This window comes from Aliiroseovarius sp. ABM4_368 (genome assembly GCF_056161205.1).
On record NZ_JBSWYR010000004.1, the window covers coordinates 200,939 to 218,473 of the forward strand.

The following is a 17,535-nucleotide window of genomic DNA, read 5'->3' on the forward strand; positions in this document are numbered from 1 at the left end:
TTAGCCCTGTTCGCTCAGATAGGCGTCCAGCAGGTCAAGGCGGTCTTGGCCCCAGAATTTCTCGCCATCGTCGCAAACATAGAAGGGCGATCCGAACACGCCCGCATTCACTGCATCGTCGGTGTTTTTGGCATAGGTCTCGGCCCCGGTCAGAAGGCCGCTATCGGCAAGCGCCGGATCAAACCCGGCCTCGGTCAGGCAGGCCTTTATCACCGCGTCCTCGGCAATGTCTTTTTCGTCCATCCAGATCGAACGCATCAGGGCATCAACCAACACGGCAACATCCCCTGTACCAGCATTCTGCGCGGCAATAATCGCATAGGACGCAGGCGCGCCATTGGTCGGCCAGTGCGCTGGGTTCAGATTGATCGGCATGTCCAGAGCTTTGGACCAGCGCTTCAGCTCTTGCATGCGGTACTCCATCCGCGACGGATGGCGGTCCTTTGGCAACTGACCACCTGTACGGGTGAAAATCTGCCCAATATCCATTGGCTTGAACGCGACCGACACGCCGTGTTTTTCCGCGATCTGCGCGAACCGTTTGCCGCCAAAAAATGCCCATGGCGAAAGCACTGTGAAATAATAGTCGATATGGTTCATTTTTCGGTCCCCTGTTGCGCCTATGCTGTTTCCCGAAATCTATCCCGGTGTTATTGGAAGTCAACGTCACGATTCTGTCATACAGAGCATATCTGGGGTCTGCTGCCATGCCTTCCATCACCGAACCGAAACTCATCTCGGGCAATGCAAACCGGCCGTTGGCCGAAGCTGTTGCCAAGCGTATGTCCATGCATCGCGGCGCCGCCGTCGGGCTGGTAGACGCACGCGTCGAACGCTTTAACGACCAAGAGGTGTTCGTCGAGATTTACGAGAACGTCCGCGGCGAGGATATGTTCATCATTCAGTCGACCTCGAACCCGGCGAATGACAACCTGATGGAACTTCTGATCATGGCTGACACGCTGCGCCGGTCCTCGGCCCGGTCTGCCACCGCTGTGATCCCGTATTTCGGCTATGCCCGTCAGGATCGCCGCACCAAGGCCCGCACGCCGATCTCGGCCAAGTTGGTCGCCAATCTAATAGCACAGTCGGGCATCGAGCGGGTTCTGACCATGGACCTGCACGCAGCCCAGATCCAAGGCTTCTTCGATATCCCGGTGGACAACCTTTATGCCAGCCCGATTTTTGCGCTGGACGTGAAGCATCACTTCAAGGATTGCCTGGACGAGGTAATGGTGATCTCGCCCGACGTCGGCGGCGTGGCCCGCGCCCGTGAACTGGCAAAGCGCATCGGCGCGCCGCTGGCCATTGTCGACAAACGCCGCGAGAAAGCTGGCGAAGTGGCCGAGATGACCGTGATCGGTAACGTCGAAGGCAAGCGCTGCATTATCGTGGACGACATTTGTGACACCGCTGGCACCCTGTGTAAGGCCGCCGAGGTTCTGATGGAAAACGGCGCGCAAGAAGTACACTCGTACATCACCCACGGCGTCATGTCCGGCCCGGCAGTCGAACGGGTCCAGAACTCGGTCATGAAATCGCTGGTGATCACGGACTCGATCGAGCCGACAAAGCCGGTATTGGACGCCGAGAACATCCGCGTGGTGCCGACCGCCCCCATGTTCGCGCAAGCCATTTTGAACATCTGGGGCGGCACTTCGGTCTCGTCGCTGTTCGATCACGACACGCTCGAACCGCTTTATGAGGGCATGTATTCCTGATCCCAGATCATGAAAACGCGAAAGGGCCCAGCAGGGCCTTTTTTTGTTGGTAGCGTGGGAATTTAGACGTCCCAGATCTCGTCATCTGAGACTTCACCAATCGCCAGCCAATCTGTCCGCACCCGCGCAACCCGCGTGTCGCCCCAAGTGCGAAACAAGATGTCAAAGCCTTCGGTCGTCACATTCTCGGCCAGAATATCGGCCCTTTGGTTGCTTTCGCCGGCGATATCCCACATGGACATCGAAACCGTCACCGTTGGTGGCGTCAGAAAAGGTTCCGAAAACTGTATCGGGCAACGCAACTTGCGCGGACCGCTTCCTGTCCACATCTCGCCATCATGTTCGAAGTCCGAAAACAGCACCTTGCTGCCACGGTCTACGCCCAACATATGCGGTCGAATTCGCTTCATACTTTAACACAATCTGTAAAACTCTGGCTTTTCATGCAAAAAAACTGTGACCAAAACAAGTTAAGGTTGCGGTTTCAAACGCAAAAAATAGGGTAACAGGAGCATGACGATCAATCCAGACAGCAAAAAAGGTGCGCCGGGCAAATAGATTGCGCCCTTGGCATCTGCGAAATACTGGAAAACTCCGGTCACGACCATTGGCGCGATCACGGCGGCAATGGACCCAAGGCTGGCGATAACGCCTTGAAGCAATCCCTGTCGATCCTCGGACACCATATTGGCCATCATAGCGGTCATTGTGGGCGGGGCCATATCGGCCAGCGCGGCGACGATGATGAAGGTGAACATCACCCAGACATTGCCTGTCAAACCGAACACGATGAAGGCCGCGATAGCGCAGATGATCGAAAAAACCAGAGTCTGATACTCGCCAATTCTGGGCAACAAAAAGCGCATTACGACGCCTTGGGTGAACGCGATGGCGATCCCATAGGCGGCCAGCGAGATGCCGATCAAAGCCGTGCCCCAGCCGAATACCTCACGCGACCAGAAAGCCCAGAGCGTCGGGTAAACCATGTTTGCGAACTCGAAGGCAAAGATCAGGATCAAGGGCAACATCAGGCCGGGAAGTCGGAACGCGTCTAGGATGGATCCGAAGGGATTCAAGTCGCGCTTGGTGAAGGCGCGGCGTTTCTCGGGCGCAAGGCTTTCAGGCAATAGGAACAGCCCAAACGCCACATTTGCAGCCGCCAAGACGGCTGCAAGCCAGAAAGGCGCGGTGATGTGATAGCTCGCCACAAGCCCGCCAATGGCAGGCCCCATGACAAAGCCGATCCCGAATGTAGCGCCGATGAGACCGAAATTCGCAGCCCGTTCCTCGGGCTTCGAGATGTCAGCAAGATAGGCTGTCGCGGTGATATAGGTTGCACCCGCTAACCCGGCCAGAACGCGCCCAATCAACAGCCACCAAAATGTGGTGGCCAAAGCCATGATCACATAGTCCACCGCCAATGTTACAAGTGCCAGAAGCAATACCGGCCGCCGCCCCAGACTGTCCGAGATTCCGCCGATTACCGGCGCGAACAGAAACTGCATCGCCGCATAGGACGCCATCAGAATACCGCCCCAGAATGCACCATCTGCGGTGTTGGCCGCACCGACACGCTCCATCAGATCGGGCATGATGGGAAACACGATGCCAATGCCCACCGCATCCAGAAGGATGGTGGCCAGAATGAACCAGATAGCTCCGCGCTTTTGCATCATATTCTCCTTAGGCCACATCTGTGACGCGAAGCTCGGAAAAGCGCAAATGCAAAAAGCCCCGCCGTTTCAGGCGGGGCTTTCAAGATAGTGATGTTCCCTGGGCTTAGCCCTTAACGGACAGACCCAGTTCACCTGCCATTGCAGCGATATCCACCGTGCGTTTGGCCAGTTCGTCCAAGTTCTCGGCGGTTGCGTTTGCCGAAGCGGCAGCCGCATCCGAAACGAACCCGTCCAAAACGTCCTGTGTCACTTCCGAAACAGGCAAGGCGCGTTCAGCCAGAACCGAGGTGCCGTTTGCGGTCACTTCAGCGAAACCGCCTGTGACTGCGAACTCGGCATTGCCTTCGGGGGACTCAACGCGAACGATACCCGGACGCAGCGTCGTGATCGTCGGTGCGTGGTTCGGCATCGCCGTCAGGTCACCGTCGGCACCCGGCAGCTGGACCGCAGTCGCCTGAAGCGAAGCAAGGCTCCGTTCGGGCGACACCAGGTCGAATTGCATCGTATCAGCCATCTCAGGCCCTCCTTCAGCGGTTCAGCTTAAGCAGCGTCTGCCGCCATTTTCTCGGCTTTGGCCAGCACTTCGTCGATGCCGCCAACCATATAGAAGGCGCCTTCGGGCAGGTGGTCGTATTCGCCAGCCACAACAGCCTTGAACGACTTGATGGTGTCTTCCAGCGGAACCTGAACGCCATCCGAGCCGGTGAACACTTTTGCCACGTCGAAGGGCTGCGACAGGAAGCGTTCGATCTTACGAGCGCGCGCAACAGTCAGCTTATCTTCTTCCGACAGTTCGTCCATGCCAAGGATGGCGATGATGTCCTGCAGCGACTTGTAGCGCTGAAGGATTTCCTGAACGTCGGTCGCAACTTTATAGTGCTCTTCACCGATGACCAGCGGGTCCAGCAGACGCGAGGTCGAACCAAGCGGGTCAACCGCCGGATAGATGCCTTTTTCCGAGATCGAACGATCCAGAACGGTGGTCGCATCAAGGTGAGCAAACGAGGTTGCAGGTGCGGGGTCGGTAAGGTCATCCGCGGGAACATACACGGCCTGAACCGAAGTAATCGAACCCGATTTGGTCGACGAAATACGTTCCTGCATGGCACCCATATCGGTGGCCAGCGTCGGCTGATAACCAACCGCCGAAGGAATACGACCCAAGAGAGCCGAAACTTCCGAACCAGCTTGGGTAAAGCGGAAGATGTTGTCGACGAAGAACAGAACGTCCGAACCGGTGTCGTCGCGGAACTGTTCCGCCAGGGTCAGACCCGACAGAGCAACACGCATACGTGCTCCGGGAGGCTCGTTCATCTGGCCGTAGACCAGCGCAATTTTCGATTCTTCCAGATTATCGGGAACGATAACGCCGGATTCGATCATCTCGTGGTAAAGGTCGTTTCCTTCACGGGTACGCTCACCAACACCAGCGAACACGGACACACCCGAGTGCACTTTTGCGATGTTGTTGATCAGTTCCATGATCAGAACGGTTTTACCAACGCCGGCGCCGCCGAACAGACCAATTTTACCACCCTTGGTGTAGGGGGCCAGCAGGTCGATAACCTTAATGCCGGTCGTCAGAATTTCGGTTTCGGTCGACTGGTCTTCGAATGCAGGTGCCTCACCGTGGATCGGGCGGCTGGCTTTCGATTTGACCGGGCCCTTTTCATCAACGGGCTCGCCGATGACGTTCAGGATGCGGCCCAGAGTTGCGTTGCCGATCGGCACCGAGATCGGTGCGCCCGTGTCGGTCACTTCTTGACCGCGGACCAGACCTTCGGATGCGTCCATAGCGATACAGCGGACGGTGTTTTCACCAAGGTGCTGTGCAACTTCCAAAACAAGTTTGTTGCCATTGTTGTCGGTGTTGAGCGCGTTCAGAATTTCGGGAAGGGCATCCTCGAATTGAACGTCCACAACGGCGCCAATCACCTGAGTGATCTTACCTTTAGCGTTAGCCATTGTTGTTTCTCCGGTTCCTTAGAGCGCCTCGGCGCCCGAAATGATTTCGATAAGTTCGTTGGTAATCACGGCCTGACGCGAACGGTTGAACTGAATGGTCAGTTTGTCGATCATGTCGCCTGCGTTGCGGGTTGCGTTGTCCATTGCGGACATCCGCGCGCCCTGCTCCGAGGCACCGTTTTCCAACAGCGCGGTGAAGACCTGCGTTGCCACGCCCGAAGGCAGCAGCGTTGCAAGGATGCCTTCTTCCGACGGCTCATAGTCATAAACGGTCGACACTTCTTCCGCACCCTCTGCAGGGGCATCGAAGCTGGCCGGGATGACCTGTTGTGCAGTCGGGATCTGGCTGATCACGCTTTCGAACTTGTTGTAGAAGATCGTCGCAACGTCGAACTCACCCTCGTTGAAACGATGGATAAGGTCGTTGGCGATTGCCTGAGCATTGTCATAGCCAACATTGCGCACACCCGACAGATCCACATGGTCGACCATGGTATCTTCGAAGTCGCGCTTCAGTTGCTCACGACCCTTCTTGCCAACAGTCAGCATCTTGACCGTTTTGCCCGAAGCGATCAGCTCTTCAGCTTTCGCACGCGCCATCTTGGCGATCGACGAGTTGAAGCCACCGCAAAGGCCGCGTTCGGCGGTCATGACCACAAGCATGTGGACCTGATCCGAACCCGTACCCGAAAGCAGTTTCGGAGCGCTGTCGCCCCCCGACGAAGCTGCCAGCCCACCCAGAACGGCGTTGAACCGTTCTGCATAGGGTCGACCTGCTTCGGCCGCTTCCTGTGCCCGCCGCAGTTTTGCGGCGGCCACCATCTGCATGGCCTTCGTGATCTTCCGCGTCGATTTGACGCTTTCGATCCGATTTTTGAGGTCCTTAAGGTTGGGCATCTGTCTGAGCCCCCTTAAGCGAAGTCAGCGGCGAACGCGTCCAGCGCTGCTTTGACCTTGTCCTCAAGCTCACCTTTAACCTTGCGGTCGTTGTCGGTGATGTCGGCAAGAAGATCGGCGTGTTTCTGACGCAGGTGGTTCAGAAGGCCAGCTTCGAAGCGGCCAACTTCCGATACGTCGATCTTGTCGAGGTAGCCGTTGGTACCAGCGTAGATCACGCAAACGATTTCTGCGTTGGTCAGCGGCGAGTACTGAGCCTGTTTCATCAGTTCTGTCAGGCGTGCACCACGGTTCAGCAGCTGCTGTGTCGAGGCGTCGAGATCAGAACCGAACTGAGCGAACGCAGCCATCTCGCGATACTGGGCCAGCGACAGTTTAACCGGGCCGGCAACCGACGACATTGCTTTCGTCTGAGCCGACGAACCAACACGCGAAACCGACAGACCGGTGTTCACAGCGGGGCGGATACCCTGATAGAACAGCTCGGTTTCCAGGAAGATCTGGCCGTCGGTGATCGAGATCACGTTGGTCGGAATAAAGGCCGACACGTCGCCACCCTGGGTTTCAATAACCGGCAGAGCGGTCAGCGAACCTGCGCCGTAATCTTCGTTCAGCTTGGCCGAACGCTCCAACAGGCGCGAGTGAAGATAGAAAACGTCACCCGGATAGGCTTCACGTCCGGGCGGGCGGCGCAGAAGCAGCGACATCTGACGATAGGACACAGCCTGTTTCGACAGGTCATCATAGATGATCAGGGCGTGGCGGCCATTGTCACGGAAGTGCTCGGCCATGGCGGTTGCAGCGTAAGGTGCCAGGAACTGCATCGGAGCGGGGTCCGAAGCGGTTGCAGCAACAACGATCGAGTATTCAATCGCGCCGGTTTCTTCCAGCTTCTTCACCAGCTGTGCAACGGTCGAACGCTTCTGACCAACGGCCACGTACACACAGTACAGCTTTTTCGTTTCATCGTCGCCAGCGGCGTCGTTATACGATTTTTGGTTCAGGATTGCGTCCAGAGCAACGGCAGTTTTACCGGTCTGACGGTCACCAATGATCAGCTCGCGCTGACCACGGCCAATTGGGATCATCGCGTCAACCGATTTCAGGCCGGTTGCCATCGGCTCGTGAACCGATTTACGCGGGATGATGCCCGGTGCTTTAACGTCAGCAACGTTGCGCTTTTTGGTTTTGATCGGACCTTTGCCGTCGATCGGGTTACCCAAACCATCAACAACACGACCCAGAAGCTCGTCACCGGCAGGCACGTCCACGATAGAGTTCGTGCGCTTTACAGTGTCACCTTCTTTAATGTCGCGGTCGGAACCGAAGATAACAACACCAACGTTGTCAGCTTCAAGGTTCAGAGCCATCCCGCGGATACCACCGGGGAATTCGACCATTTCACCAGCCTGAACATTGTCCAGACCGTATACACGAGCAATACCGTCACCGACCGACAGAACGCGGCCAACTTCGGCCACTTCGGCTTCCTGGCCGAAATTCTTGATCTGGTCCTTCAGGATCGCAGAAATTTCTGCTGCTTGGATACCCATTATCCGACCTCTTTCATGGAATTCTGAAGTGCATCGAGCTTGGCTTTGACCGACGTGTCGATCATTTGCGAGCCCACTTTCACGACCAGGCCACCGATGAGAGTTTCATCGACAGCCAGGTTGATGTTCACATCCTTGCCGATTGTGGCTTTCAAAGCCTTGGCAAGTTTGTCTTGTTGCGCCTTGGTCATGGCTTTGGCGGCGGTCACCTCTGCGGTAACCTCGCCTTTGTCCTCGGCGATCAGGGCGCGCATGGCGTCCAGAAGCTGAGGCAACACGAACAAACGACGTTTCTGAGCCATCAAGCCCAATGCGTTTGCGACCATTGGCGAAAGTTTCATTTTCTTGGCGACAGCTGCGATAACGCCAGCCTGTTCTTCGCGGGTGTGAACCGGCGAATTGATCAGGTCGACAAGATCAGAGCTATCGGCGAGAGCAGCGTCAAGAGCGGCAACATCCGCCTCAACTGCTTTCAGTTTCTTACCCTCTTTGGCCAACTCAAAGATGGCCGTGGCATAACGTTGGGCAATGCCAGTTGAGATCGAGACTGGTTCGGACACGTCCACCCTTCCGATGTACTAAGCCCCATTATGGTCTGCTGGACAAACCGGGGCGGCCTACAGAAGCCGCACTTTCGCACGCGCTATCTAAATCGTCGACGCATGTAACAGGGAAAACCCTACCTCGCAACAGGCTTGCGTGGGTTTATCGCCAACATTTCAGGCTTAGGTTTCGTTAGATTTCACCCCCAATCCGCGCATACCCCTTAACCCAAGGGACAAATTGCGAGTTCCGGGCCAAAACTTGGCCCCCTCAAACGGAATACATTTGCATACCAAAAGTCAATTTATCTGAGAATCGCTCGGCTCCCCGATGCTTCTCGGGCTCAATCTGCATTCTGAATGCAACTGATTCTGTGCCTAAACCTTGCCCTGCCGCGAGGTACTGGGCTCGGGTACGCCAAGCCCTTCCAGCACTTTCAGGGGGCGACGCACCGCCTGCGCCAAGCCCGGGCGCTTAGGAGCCGGCACTTGCTTGGTGACTTCGACCATCAAAACGCCGCCAGCAAGAATGACTGGAAGCTTGTGCCCCGCGCGCTCCCAAAATCTTCCGGTCTTGCGCCAGAACCGCTTGCCCGACGGCGGCTGATACAGGGAAGACAGGTGCCGTTCGACCTTGAAGCCATGTTCGCGCAGTTGGCCTTCCAATTGCCCCAAGGAATACGGCCGTCCGTACCCAAACGGCGTGGCATCCGACCGCGCCCACAACCCAGCCCGGTTCGGCGCAATGAACAAGGCCCGCCCGCCGGGGCCAAGCACGCGATAGCACTCTTCCAACAACTGGCTGGGGGTGTCTGAGGTCTCTAACCCGTGCATTACAACCAGCCGGTCCACAACACCCGTGTCCAAGGGCCACAACGTATCCTCGACCAAAACCGAGACATTGGGCATCCCCGCGGGCCATGGCATCACCCCTTGCGGCGCGGGCATCAGCCCGACCACGCGTCGGGCAGTCAAAAGGTAAGGGCGCAGCAGCGGCACCGCAAAGCCGTAGCCGGCGACGGTCTGCCCTTTGACCTGCGCTTCAGGCCACATGTTGACCACTTCATCGCGGATCGCCTTTTGCGCCGCGCGCCCCAGCATGCTGCGGTAATAGAAATTCCTAAGATCCTGCACATCAAGATGCATGAAACGTCAATCCGCCTTGGTCTGCCTCATGCGAAGACTAACCGATCACTTTGAAAATGGAATGCCCGATCTTCACGTCCCCACGCGGCGCAAGACAAGCGCCAGATTGTTGGCGGGCATCTCGATCAAATCAGCCTGACGTAGACCAGCGTCGGTGGACCATGCCTCGATTTTCTCAAGGTCTTTGTATCCGATCTGCGGGTCATGGGCTGTCAGGGACGCGTGGAATGCCTGATCGCCTTCGCTGCGAAATGCGCCACCTGTGCGGAAAGGACCATAAAGGAACCAACAAGCGCCCGGTGCCAAATTCCGCGCGACGCCCGCAATCACGGCCTGCGCGGTCGGCGTATCAATCAGATGCATCAGATTGACGGTCATAATCATCGACATCGGCCCGGTGCGCCACGACGGAGCGCTGGCGTCCAGAAATTGCGCCATGCGCATATTTCGAATGCCGCGCTCGGCCCGCCATGCATCAATGCTGTTCAGACGGTCCGGATCTATGTCCGTGGGTTGCCAAATGACATTCGGGAAGTTGCGCGCATATTCGACGATATGTTCACCCGTGCCCGAGGCAAGCTCAAGCGCCACCCCCTGCGCGGGGACATATTGCGCCATGGCATCAAGAATGGGCGGCAAGTTGCGTGCCGCAGATGGCGCAGACATACGACCATCTTCGCGCTCATGCGCAATTGAATGAGGCGTTTCTCCCACCATTTTTACCCCCTGGGCGCATTACCAGTATTGAGGCTCGGGATTGTTTGAGCAAGACTGTTTACCCAACACGGAGGACCATTATGCTCGAACTCGTCACAATTCCCTGCCTTTCGGATAATTATGCATTTTTACTGCATGACGCCAAGTCAGGGAAAACAGCGCTGATCGACGCCCCTGAAGCACTCCCTATCGAAACCGAGCTTGAGGCGCGCGGTTGGTCCTTGTCCGAGATCTGGCTAACCCATCATCACTGGGATCACATCGACGGCGTTGCAGATTTGGTTGCCGCCACCGGCGCCCGCGTAATCGGGGCCGAAGCCGACGCGCACCGCCTGCCGCAGCTGGATCAGGCGGTTGCTCCGGGTAAAAGTTTCACCTTTGCGGATAACGAGGTTCAGGTGCTTGACGTTCCGGGCCACACAGTTGGACATATCGCGTTTTATGTCGCAGCCGCCAATACCGCATTCACTGGCGATAGTTTGATGGCGATGGGCTGCGGCCGTCTGTTCGAAGGGCGCCCCGAACAGATGTGGGACAGTCTTCAGCGCCTTTCGCAACTGCCCAAGGACACGCTGATCTGCTCGGGCCATGAATATACGGCGAGCAATATCTCGTTCGCGATGACGATCGAGCCGCAAAACGATGCCCTGCGCGCGCGTCGGGAACGAGTCGAAACCGCCCGTGCCGACCGCCTTCCGACCGTCCCGTCCCTGCTGTCAGACGAGCTGGAAACCAATCCTTTTCTGCGCGCGCACTTGTCGTCGGTCAAAGCAGCCCTACATATGGAGACCGCCACCGACGCCGAGGTCTTTGCCGAGATCCGCGCCCGGAAAGATGATTTTTAAGTCAAAATCCGCGAAATTACGCTTGTGCGAGCAGAAATTGACCAGAAAGGTCTTGATAGCGACGCAAGGACAACCGAACCTTAACTATATGAGGCAACGGTAAATAGGCGAAGTAATCGCCAGCGATGTCCACCGCTGAACTTACGAGGAGTGCGCAACATGCCATCTTTTTCAAAACCCCTCGAAGAAGCCATCCATCAGGCATTGGCTTTGGCAAATGATCGCAAGCACGAGCTTGCAACGCTAGAGCATTTGCTGCTGGCACTTCTGGACGAACCAGATGCCGCTCGGGTTATGCAGGCCTGTTCCGTCGAATTAGACGTCCTGCGCAAGGTGCTGGTCGAATTTATTGATGAAGAGCTTGCGACCTTGATCACCGACATCGAAGGCAACGAAGCTGTGCCCACCGCGGCCTTCCAGCGCGTAATCCAACGCGCCGCGATCCATGTCCAAAGCTCAGGCCGGACCGAGGTGACAGGCGCAAACGTGCTGGTTGCCATCTTTGCCGAACGCGAATCGAATGCGGCGTTCTTCCTGCAAGAACAGGACATGACCCGCTATGACGCGGTGAACTATATCGCCCACGGCGTCGCGAAAGAGGCTGGATTTGGCGAAGCGCGTCCGATCTCGGGTTCGCCGGATTTCGATGACGAGGATGTGCAAGACGCCCAACCCGCCGAAGAAAGTGACAGCGCGCTTGGGAAGTATTGCGTCGATCTGAACGCCAAAGCGCGTGAGGGCGATATCGACCCGCTGATCGGCCGCGCGCATGAGGTTGAGCGCTGCATTCAGGTGCTCTGCCGTCGCCGCAAGAACAACCCGCTTCTGGTGGGTGATCCCGGCGTGGGCAAAACGGCCATCGCGGAAGGCTTGGCTACCAAGATCGTCGCAGGCGAAACTCCGGATATCCTGTCTGAAACCACGATCTACTCGCTCGACATGGGCGCGTTGTTGGCAGGCACCCGATATCGCGGTGATTTCGAAGAACGCCTGAAAGCGGTGATGAAAGAGCTTGAGGAACATCCCGATGCGGTGCTGTTCATCGACGAAATCCACACGGTGATTGGTGCCGGTGCGACGTCTGGCGGGGCTATGGATGCCTCGAACCTGCTGAAGCCTGCGCTTCAAGGCGGTAAGCTGCGTTGCATGGGCTCGACCACCTATAAGGAATTCCGCCAGCATTTCGAAAAGGATCGCGCCCTGTCGCGCCGTTTCCAGAAAATCGACGTGAACGAGCCGACTGTCGATGACGCGGTGAAGATCCTGCAAGGTCTGAAACCGTATTTCGAAGAGCATCACAGCGTGAAATACACCGCCGACGCGATCAAGTCCGCTGTTGAACTGTCGGACCGCTATGTCAACGATCGCAAGCTGCCGGACAAGGCCATCGACGTGATCGACGAAGCAGGCGCTGCGCAGCATCTGCTGATCGCCTCGAAGCGACGCAAGACCATTGGGACTAAGGAAATCGAAGCCGTAGTGGCCAAGATCGCCCGCATCCCACCGAAAAGCGTATCGAAAGATGACGCAGAAACCCTTCGTGATCTTGAGAAATCACTGAAGCGCGTTGTGTTCGGTCAGGACAATGCGATCGAGGCGCTGTCCTCGGCCATCAAACTGGCCCGCGCCGGCCTGCGCGAACCTGAAAAGCCCATCGGCAACTATCTGTTCGCCGGGCCGACTGGCGTGGGTAAGACTGAGGTTGCCAAGCAACTAGCCGACAATCTGGGCGTCGAGCTGCTGCGATTTGACATGTCCGAGTACATGGAGAAGCACGCGGTCAGCCGTCTGATTGGCGCACCTCCGGGTTACGTTGGATTTGATCAGGGCGGCCTTTTGACCGATGGCGTTGACCAGCACCCTCATTGCGTGCTGCTACTGGACGAGATCGAGAAAGCACACCCGGATGTCTACAACATCCTGCTTCAGGTGATGGACAATGGCGAGCTGACCGACCACAACGGGCGCACCGTCAGCTTCCGCAACGTGGTGTTGATCATGACCTCGAACGCTGGCGCAACGGAACAAGCCAAGGCTGCAATCGGTTTTGGGCGCGATCGTCGCGAAGGTGAAGACACCGCCGCAATCGAGCGCACCTTCACGCCGGAATTCCGCAACCGTCTGGATGCGGTGATCAGCTTCGCGCCGTTGGGCAAAGAGGTGATCCTGCAAGTGGTCGAGAAATTCGTGCTGCAGCTTGAAGCCCAGCTTATGGACCGCGGTGTGCATATCGAACTAACCCGCGCCGCCGCCGAATGGATTGCCGACAAGGGATATGACGACCGCATGGGCGCACGCCCCTTGGGCCGCGTGATCCAAGAGCACATCAAGAAACCGCTCGCCGAAGAACTTCTGTTCGGTAAGCTGGCGAAAGGTGGGCTTGTGCAGGTCGGCGTGAAAGCCGGCAAGCTGGATTTGCGGTTTGAAGAACCCAAGACCCCGCGCATTGGTCGCCGCAAGAAGCCTCCGCTTCTGCCCGCAGACTAATGCGCGCCCTCAGGGCTGCATTTCTGATCATCTGCGCTGCAACCCCGGTTGCAGCGCGTGATCCGGTCCTGAGTTTCCCCGTCGATTGTACGCTGGGCACAGACTGTTTCATCCAGAACTATGTAGATACAGATCCCAGCAAGGGCGCCACGGATTTCACCTGTGGCGCGCTGTCTTATGACACCCATACCGGAACGGACATCGCTCTGGCATCAGACGCAGCTGCGCAAGCTGGCATCACGGTCAGACCCGTCGCGCCTGGCATTGTCCGACGGCTTCGCGATGGGGTCGAGGACCACTTTTTCTCAGACAAAACAGTCTATCCCGAAGGACAGGACTGCGGCAATGGGGTGCTGATCGACCACGGTGGGGGCTGGGAAAGCCAATATTGCCATCTGCGCGAAGGCAGTATCACCGTTAAAGCGGGACAGCGCGTGGGACTGCAAACCCCACTTGGTCAGATCGGCATGTCCGGTCGGACCGAATTTCCACATCTGCACGTTGAACTTCGCAAAGACGGTCGTGCAATAGATCCGTTCAACGCCGACCCGTTGACCTATTGTGGCGATAACGACGCCCGCCCGCTTTGGGCTGACCAGATCGCCTATCGGCCCAGTGGCTTTGTGAATGCGGGTTTCAGCTTTGATGTGCCCGAATTTGATACGGTGAGATGGGGGCTCGCACATCACGGCCAGATAGACGCGGCAGCTGGAGCGCTGGTTTTCTGGGCGCAGATATTTGGCGCACAGACGGGCGACACGTTGCGACTTACCGTTCGCGGGCCGACTGGCATCTTCCATCAGCATGACGAGGTGCTGACAACCACTCAAGCCCGCGCCATGCGGGCGACGGGCCGGCGGCTTCACGACAAGAACACCCAGCCGGGAGAGTACCAAGGTGTTGCCACACTGATCCGTGATGGGCGCGAAGTTGACCGCATCACAAGCAGCGCGACGCTGAGCGCGCCTTAGCGTTCGGTCAGTTTCAACTCGATCCGGCGGTTCTGTGCGCGGGCTTCTGCTGTGTTGGCTGGGTTTACCGGTCGAAATTCGCCAAACCCTGTCGCGGCCAGCCGTTCGGGCGGAAAGCCCAATTCGTCGATCATATATTCGACCACCGACAAAGCCCGCGCCTGGCTGAGTTCCCAGTTGTTGCGGAACGCGCCCGAGCCGGACAAAGGCACGTTGTCGGTATGCCCGTCCACGCGAATCACCCAATCGACCTCGTCAGGGATTTCACTGGCCACGTCTGACAGCAAAGATGCCACGCGCGCAACTTGGGCCCGCCCCTCGGGTTGAAGCTCGGCCCGAGCGCTGGCAAACAGCACCTCGGACGAGAACACAAAGCGGTCGCCGACGATCTGCACGCCTTCGCGATTGCCTAGAACCTCGCGCAGTTTGCCGAAAAATTCGGACCGATAGGCAGATAGTTCTTTGGCTTCCGCTTCCAGCCGCTTGCGTTCGGCCTCTTCCAACTCGGCACGGCGGCGTTCTTCGGCTGCGACGCGCGCCAAAGCAGCATTCAACTCGGACCCGAGTTTCTGGATCTGGACCTGCGCCGCCTGATCACGGGCGGATCCTTCATCCAGAATGGCTTGAAGACTGCCCAGTTGCGTCCGAAGCGCAGCGACTTGTTCGTTCAGAAGCGCAATCTTGCGTTGGCTTTCGGCGCTTTCAGCTTCCTCCTCAGCCAGTGCCAGATTAGCCGCCGCCAGCAGGCGCGCGCGTTCTTCGGATTGGCTTAGTGTTTCCTCGGCTGCGCGCTCGGCTTCCAGACGCGCGGCCAGTTCGGCTTCAAGCCGATCACGCAGCGCCGCCGAATCCGATCCGTCTGCAGCCTGTTCTTCCAACTGCAACAAAGCCGCTGCCAGACGTTTATCCAAATCTACGCCCGCCGCCTTGGCAGCCGCCAGCAAGGTTAGCGTTTCTTCCGCGCGCTTGCGTTCCTCTTCCAGCGCCAAGGTCATTGCCGTCAGTTCTGTGTCTGCGTTTTGCAACCGTTCGCGCAGGGCTTCGGCGGCGGCAGCTTCCGCCAGCTTGCCTGCTTCTTCTTCACTGAGAGCCTCCTGCCCTTCAGCAACTTTCACCTCTAGATCAGCGACCAAAGCCTCGAGTGCTTCACGCTTAGCAGCAGCCAGACGCGCAGCTTCGGTGCCCGCGTCGATCTCATCCCGCGCTTTGGCCAAAGCCAGGTTCAAAGCCTCTTGGTCCGAAATCAACTTCGCGCGGGCAGATTCAAGCTCTTCGACCGTTGCCGACAATGCTTCGCCCTCGGCCAAAGCCCGATCCCGTTCGGATAAGAGCGTCGCGACCTGCGCTTCGAAACTGGTTATCTTCGCCGCCTGTGCAGCCAGTTCGGCAGCCTGATCTTCAGTCTGGGTAGTCAGTTGAGCAATCAAAGCAGCCTGCGCGTCGGAAATCGAGCGCGCCTCGCTAAGTGTGGCGCTCAACGTGCCAATCTCGCCTTGCAATGCCTCAGACCGATTGCGTTCCAACCCAAGCGCGTCGGCCAGTTCGGACACTTGCGCAGACAGCTCATCCAATTCATGCGCCTGCCCCGAGATCGTTTCGCGCAGGATGAATTGCACGATCATAAAGATCGTCAACACGAACATAAGAACCAACAAAAGCGCAGTCATGGCATCGACGAAGCCGGGCCAGATCGACCCGTTCACGCGATTGACTGATCGGCGGGTCAGCGCCATGGCTTATTCCTGTTCCTGACCCGAAGCGACACGAATCGCGTGGGTCAGAGTTGCCAGATCGCCACGCAGATCGGACAGGCTTTCCTGCCGCCCGGCCTGCATTTCTTCCAGAATGCGCAGAAGCTGCACATCGATCGAGCGCAACCGCATCCGGCTTTCGGCATCGACCTGCGTTTCTTCGTCGACAATGGCGTTGCTTTCAAGGATCTGGCGCACGGCTTCTTGGCTCTCGGCGATCTGCATCAAGGCCTGTGTCTGTCCATTATCCTGCGACAGTTGCGTGGTTAGTGCCTCGACATTGGTGGCAAGCGAGCGCAGGCGTTCATCCATCATCGCGCGCTGCGCATCGGTTTGGACAAACATGGTCTGCATGGTTTCGATCTGCTCGGCCAGAATGCCCAAATAGGCGCCGGCCTCGGACGCGTCTTCGCCGTCACCCGACGCATAGCTAAGCTTGGTGATGGTCGACAGCCATTCTTCAAGCTCGCGGTAAAAACGGTTCTGACCATGGCCAGCGAACAGCTCCATCAGCCCGACGACAAGCGATCCGGCAAGGCCTAAAAGCGAAGATGAAAACGCCGTGCCCATGCCGCCGAGCTGTTCTTCCAGCCCGGTCATCAGGCGATTGAATACCTCGACGCCACCCTCGCCTTCGCCGGGTGCAAGCGAGCGGATGGTCTCGACCACAGCAGGGACAGTGGTGGCAAGCCCGAAGAACGTGCCAAGAAGTCCCAAGAAAATCAGCAAGTTGACGATGTAACGCGTGATGTCACGTGCCTCGTCAATGCGGGTGGCAATACTGTCCAGGATCGAGCGGGATGACGACGCCCCGATTTGAAGCTGCGTCCCCCGGTTCGAGCGCATCAGCACCGCCAACGACGCAAGAAGGCGCGGGGCGCTGTCGGGGTCGTGGCTGTCGCGGTTCTGAACGAAACCCTCGATCCAGCCCACAGATGCGAAGACCTGCCAAACCTGCCAGAAACAGGCCAGCAGCCCGATGATGAAAACAAACAAGATGAACCCATTCAGATACAGGTTCGCCATGAACACCGGCAGCACATGCGGCAATGCAACAAACGTGCCAAAGCCCACAAGGCCCAAGGCTATCAGCATCAGAACGATCTGACGCACCGGGTGGGTGAAAGACGGCTCGATGCCTTTTCTTTTGGGCGCAGTCAGCGTCCCGCGATCCGGGTGATCCATGCGGGGTAAGTCCTTGTCGCCATTGTTATTGGCCTCAAGATAGGCAGGTTTTTATTTTCTGCCAAGCTTTCTATCTGCA

The 17,535-nt window shown here is 57.6% G+C and carries 16 protein-coding genes; 4 read left to right on the top strand and 12 right to left on the bottom strand.

Annotated features, from left to right (window positions below):
- Positions 1-600 carry a DsbA family protein gene (locus tag ACXAH3_RS12955; protein WP_474862509.1) on the bottom strand — a complete coding sequence of 200 codons (600 nt, stop codon included), beginning with the start codon at positions 598-600 and terminating at the stop codon, positions 1-3.
- 107 nt (positions 601-707) lie between these two features.
- Here ACXAH3_RS12955 and ACXAH3_RS12960 point away from each other — a divergent pair, with 107 nt between their 5' ends.
- Positions 708-1,721 (top strand): ribose-phosphate pyrophosphokinase, encoded by a 1,014-nt coding sequence (locus ACXAH3_RS12960; protein ID WP_474862510.1) that lies wholly within the window; start codon positions 708-710, stop codon positions 1,719-1,721.
- 62 nt (positions 1,722-1,783) lie between these two features.
- Here ACXAH3_RS12960 and ACXAH3_RS12965 read toward each other — a convergent pair whose 3' ends face one another.
- From ACXAH3_RS12965 to ACXAH3_RS13005, 9 genes are all read right to left on the bottom strand, one after another.
- On the bottom strand, positions 1,784-2,131 hold the full coding sequence (locus tag ACXAH3_RS12965) for an H-type lectin domain-containing protein (protein WP_474862511.1): 348 nt from the start codon (positions 2,129-2,131) through the stop codon (positions 1,784-1,786).
- Between the two features lie 60 nt (positions 2,132-2,191).
- On the bottom strand, positions 2,192-3,394 hold the full coding sequence (locus ACXAH3_RS12970) for an MFS transporter (protein WP_474862512.1): 1,203 nt from the start codon (positions 3,392-3,394) through the stop codon (positions 2,192-2,194).
- 106 nt (positions 3,395-3,500) lie between these two features.
- The gene (locus tag ACXAH3_RS12975; protein ID WP_474862513.1) at positions 3,501-3,911 is read right to left on the bottom strand and encodes a F0F1 ATP synthase subunit epsilon; all 411 of its coding nucleotides are present in this window, start codon (positions 3,909-3,911) and stop codon (positions 3,501-3,503) included.
- 26 nt (positions 3,912-3,937) lie between these two features.
- Complete coding sequence (gene atpD / locus ACXAH3_RS12980; RefSeq protein WP_474862514.1) at positions 3,938-5,362, bottom strand: F0F1 ATP synthase subunit beta; 1,425 nt, start codon at positions 5,360-5,362, stop codon at positions 3,938-3,940.
- Positions 5,363-5,380: 18 nt separating this feature from the next.
- The gene (locus ACXAH3_RS12985) at positions 5,381-6,259 is read right to left on the bottom strand and encodes a F0F1 ATP synthase subunit gamma (protein WP_474862515.1); all 879 of its coding nucleotides are present in this window, start codon (positions 6,257-6,259) and stop codon (positions 5,381-5,383) included.
- A gap of 14 nt (positions 6,260-6,273) precedes the next feature.
- Positions 6,274-7,812: a F0F1 ATP synthase subunit alpha gene (gene atpA, locus ACXAH3_RS12990; RefSeq protein WP_474862516.1), complete on the bottom strand. Its 1,539-nt coding sequence runs from the start codon at positions 7,810-7,812 to the stop codon at positions 6,274-6,276.
- Positions 7,812-8,372, bottom strand: coding sequence for a F0F1 ATP synthase subunit delta (locus tag ACXAH3_RS12995; protein ID WP_474862517.1), 561 nt, complete (start codon positions 8,370-8,372; stop codon positions 7,812-7,814). Before ACXAH3_RS12995 ends, atpA begins: the two co-directional genes overlap by 1 nt.
- Positions 8,373-8,732: 360 nt before the next feature.
- Entirely contained in the window at positions 8,733-9,500 is a 768-nt protein-coding gene (locus ACXAH3_RS13000) for a class I SAM-dependent methyltransferase (protein WP_474862518.1), read from the bottom strand.
- Between the two features lie 72 nt (positions 9,501-9,572).
- Positions 9,573-10,166, bottom strand: coding sequence for a DUF938 domain-containing protein (locus tag ACXAH3_RS13005; protein ID WP_474862519.1), 594 nt, complete (start codon positions 10,164-10,166; stop codon positions 9,573-9,575).
- Positions 10,167-10,294: 128 nt separating this feature from the next.
- Between ACXAH3_RS13005 and gloB the strand changes: the two genes are divergently transcribed.
- The 3 genes from gloB to ACXAH3_RS13020 all read left to right on the top strand — a co-directional run bounded on the left by gloB (position 10,295) and on the right by ACXAH3_RS13020 (position 14,520).
- Positions 10,295-11,062 (top strand): hydroxyacylglutathione hydrolase, encoded by a 768-nt coding sequence (gene gloB, locus ACXAH3_RS13010; RefSeq protein ID WP_474862777.1) that lies wholly within the window; start codon positions 10,295-10,297, stop codon positions 11,060-11,062.
- A 159-nt stretch (positions 11,063-11,221) separates the two neighbouring features.
- Positions 11,222-13,549, top strand: coding sequence for an ATP-dependent Clp protease ATP-binding subunit ClpA (clpA, locus tag ACXAH3_RS13015; RefSeq protein ID WP_474862520.1), 2,328 nt, complete (start codon positions 11,222-11,224; stop codon positions 13,547-13,549).
- Complete coding sequence (locus tag ACXAH3_RS13020; protein WP_474862521.1) at positions 13,549-14,520, top strand: M23 family metallopeptidase; 972 nt, start codon at positions 13,549-13,551, stop codon at positions 14,518-14,520. Before clpA ends, ACXAH3_RS13020 begins: the two co-directional genes overlap by 1 nt.
- Here ACXAH3_RS13020 and ACXAH3_RS13025 read toward each other — a convergent pair.
- Together ACXAH3_RS13025 and ACXAH3_RS13030 are read right to left on the bottom strand one after the other, a co-directional pair.
- Positions 14,517-16,253 (bottom strand): peptidoglycan -binding protein, encoded by a 1,737-nt coding sequence (locus ACXAH3_RS13025; protein ID WP_474862522.1) that lies wholly within the window; start codon positions 16,251-16,253, stop codon positions 14,517-14,519. The two genes, ACXAH3_RS13020 and ACXAH3_RS13025, sit on opposite strands and share 4 nt — an antisense overlap.
- A 3-nt stretch (positions 16,254-16,256) precedes the next feature.
- Positions 16,257-17,456 (bottom strand): biopolymer transporter ExbB, encoded by a 1,200-nt coding sequence (locus ACXAH3_RS13030; protein WP_474862523.1) that lies wholly within the window; start codon positions 17,454-17,456, stop codon positions 16,257-16,259.
- Between the last annotated feature and the right edge of the window lie 79 nt (positions 17,457-17,535).

Excerpts from the sequence above, each read along its gene's own strand:
- clpA (WP_474862520.1), top strand. The coding sequence starts at position 11,222 with ATGCCATCTTTTTCAAAACCCCTCGAAGAAGCCATCCATCAGGCATTG.
- ACXAH3_RS12985 (WP_474862515.1), bottom strand. The coding sequence starts at position 6,259 with ATGCCCAACCTTAAGGACCTCAAAAATCGGATCGAAAGCGTCAAATCG.
- ACXAH3_RS12975 (WP_474862513.1), bottom strand. The coding sequence starts at position 3,911 with ATGGCTGATACGATGCAATTCGACCTGGTGTCGCCCGAACGGAGCCTT.
- ACXAH3_RS12955 (WP_474862509.1), bottom strand. The coding sequence starts at position 600 with ATGAACCATATCGACTATTATTTCACAGTGCTTTCGCCATGGGCATTT.
- ACXAH3_RS13005 (WP_474862519.1), bottom strand. The coding sequence starts at position 10,166 with ATGTCTGCGCCATCTGCGGCACGCAACTTGCCGCCCATTCTTGATGCC.
- ACXAH3_RS13020 (WP_474862521.1), top strand. The coding sequence starts at position 13,549 with ATGCGCGCCCTCAGGGCTGCATTTCTGATCATCTGCGCTGCAACCCCG.
- ACXAH3_RS12960 (WP_474862510.1), top strand. The coding sequence starts at position 708 with ATGCCTTCCATCACCGAACCGAAACTCATCTCGGGCAATGCAAACCGG.
- ACXAH3_RS13030 (WP_474862523.1), bottom strand. The coding sequence starts at position 17,456 with ATGGATCACCCGGATCGCGGGACGCTGACTGCGCCCAAAAGAAAAGGC.
- ACXAH3_RS12970 (WP_474862512.1), bottom strand. The coding sequence starts at position 3,394 with ATGCAAAAGCGCGGAGCTATCTGGTTCATTCTGGCCACCATCCTTCTG.
- atpD (WP_474862514.1), bottom strand. The coding sequence starts at position 5,362 with ATGGCTAACGCTAAAGGTAAGATCACTCAGGTGATTGGCGCCGTTGTG.
- ACXAH3_RS13000 (WP_474862518.1), bottom strand. The coding sequence starts at position 9,500 with ATGCATCTTGATGTGCAGGATCTTAGGAATTTCTATTACCGCAGCATG.
- atpA (WP_474862516.1), bottom strand. The coding sequence starts at position 7,812 with ATGGGTATCCAAGCAGCAGAAATTTCTGCGATCCTGAAGGACCAGATC.
- ACXAH3_RS13025 (WP_474862522.1), bottom strand. The coding sequence starts at position 16,253 with ATGGCGCTGACCCGCCGATCAGTCAATCGCGTGAACGGGTCGATCTGG.
- ACXAH3_RS12965 (WP_474862511.1), bottom strand. The coding sequence starts at position 2,131 with ATGAAGCGAATTCGACCGCATATGTTGGGCGTAGACCGTGGCAGCAAG.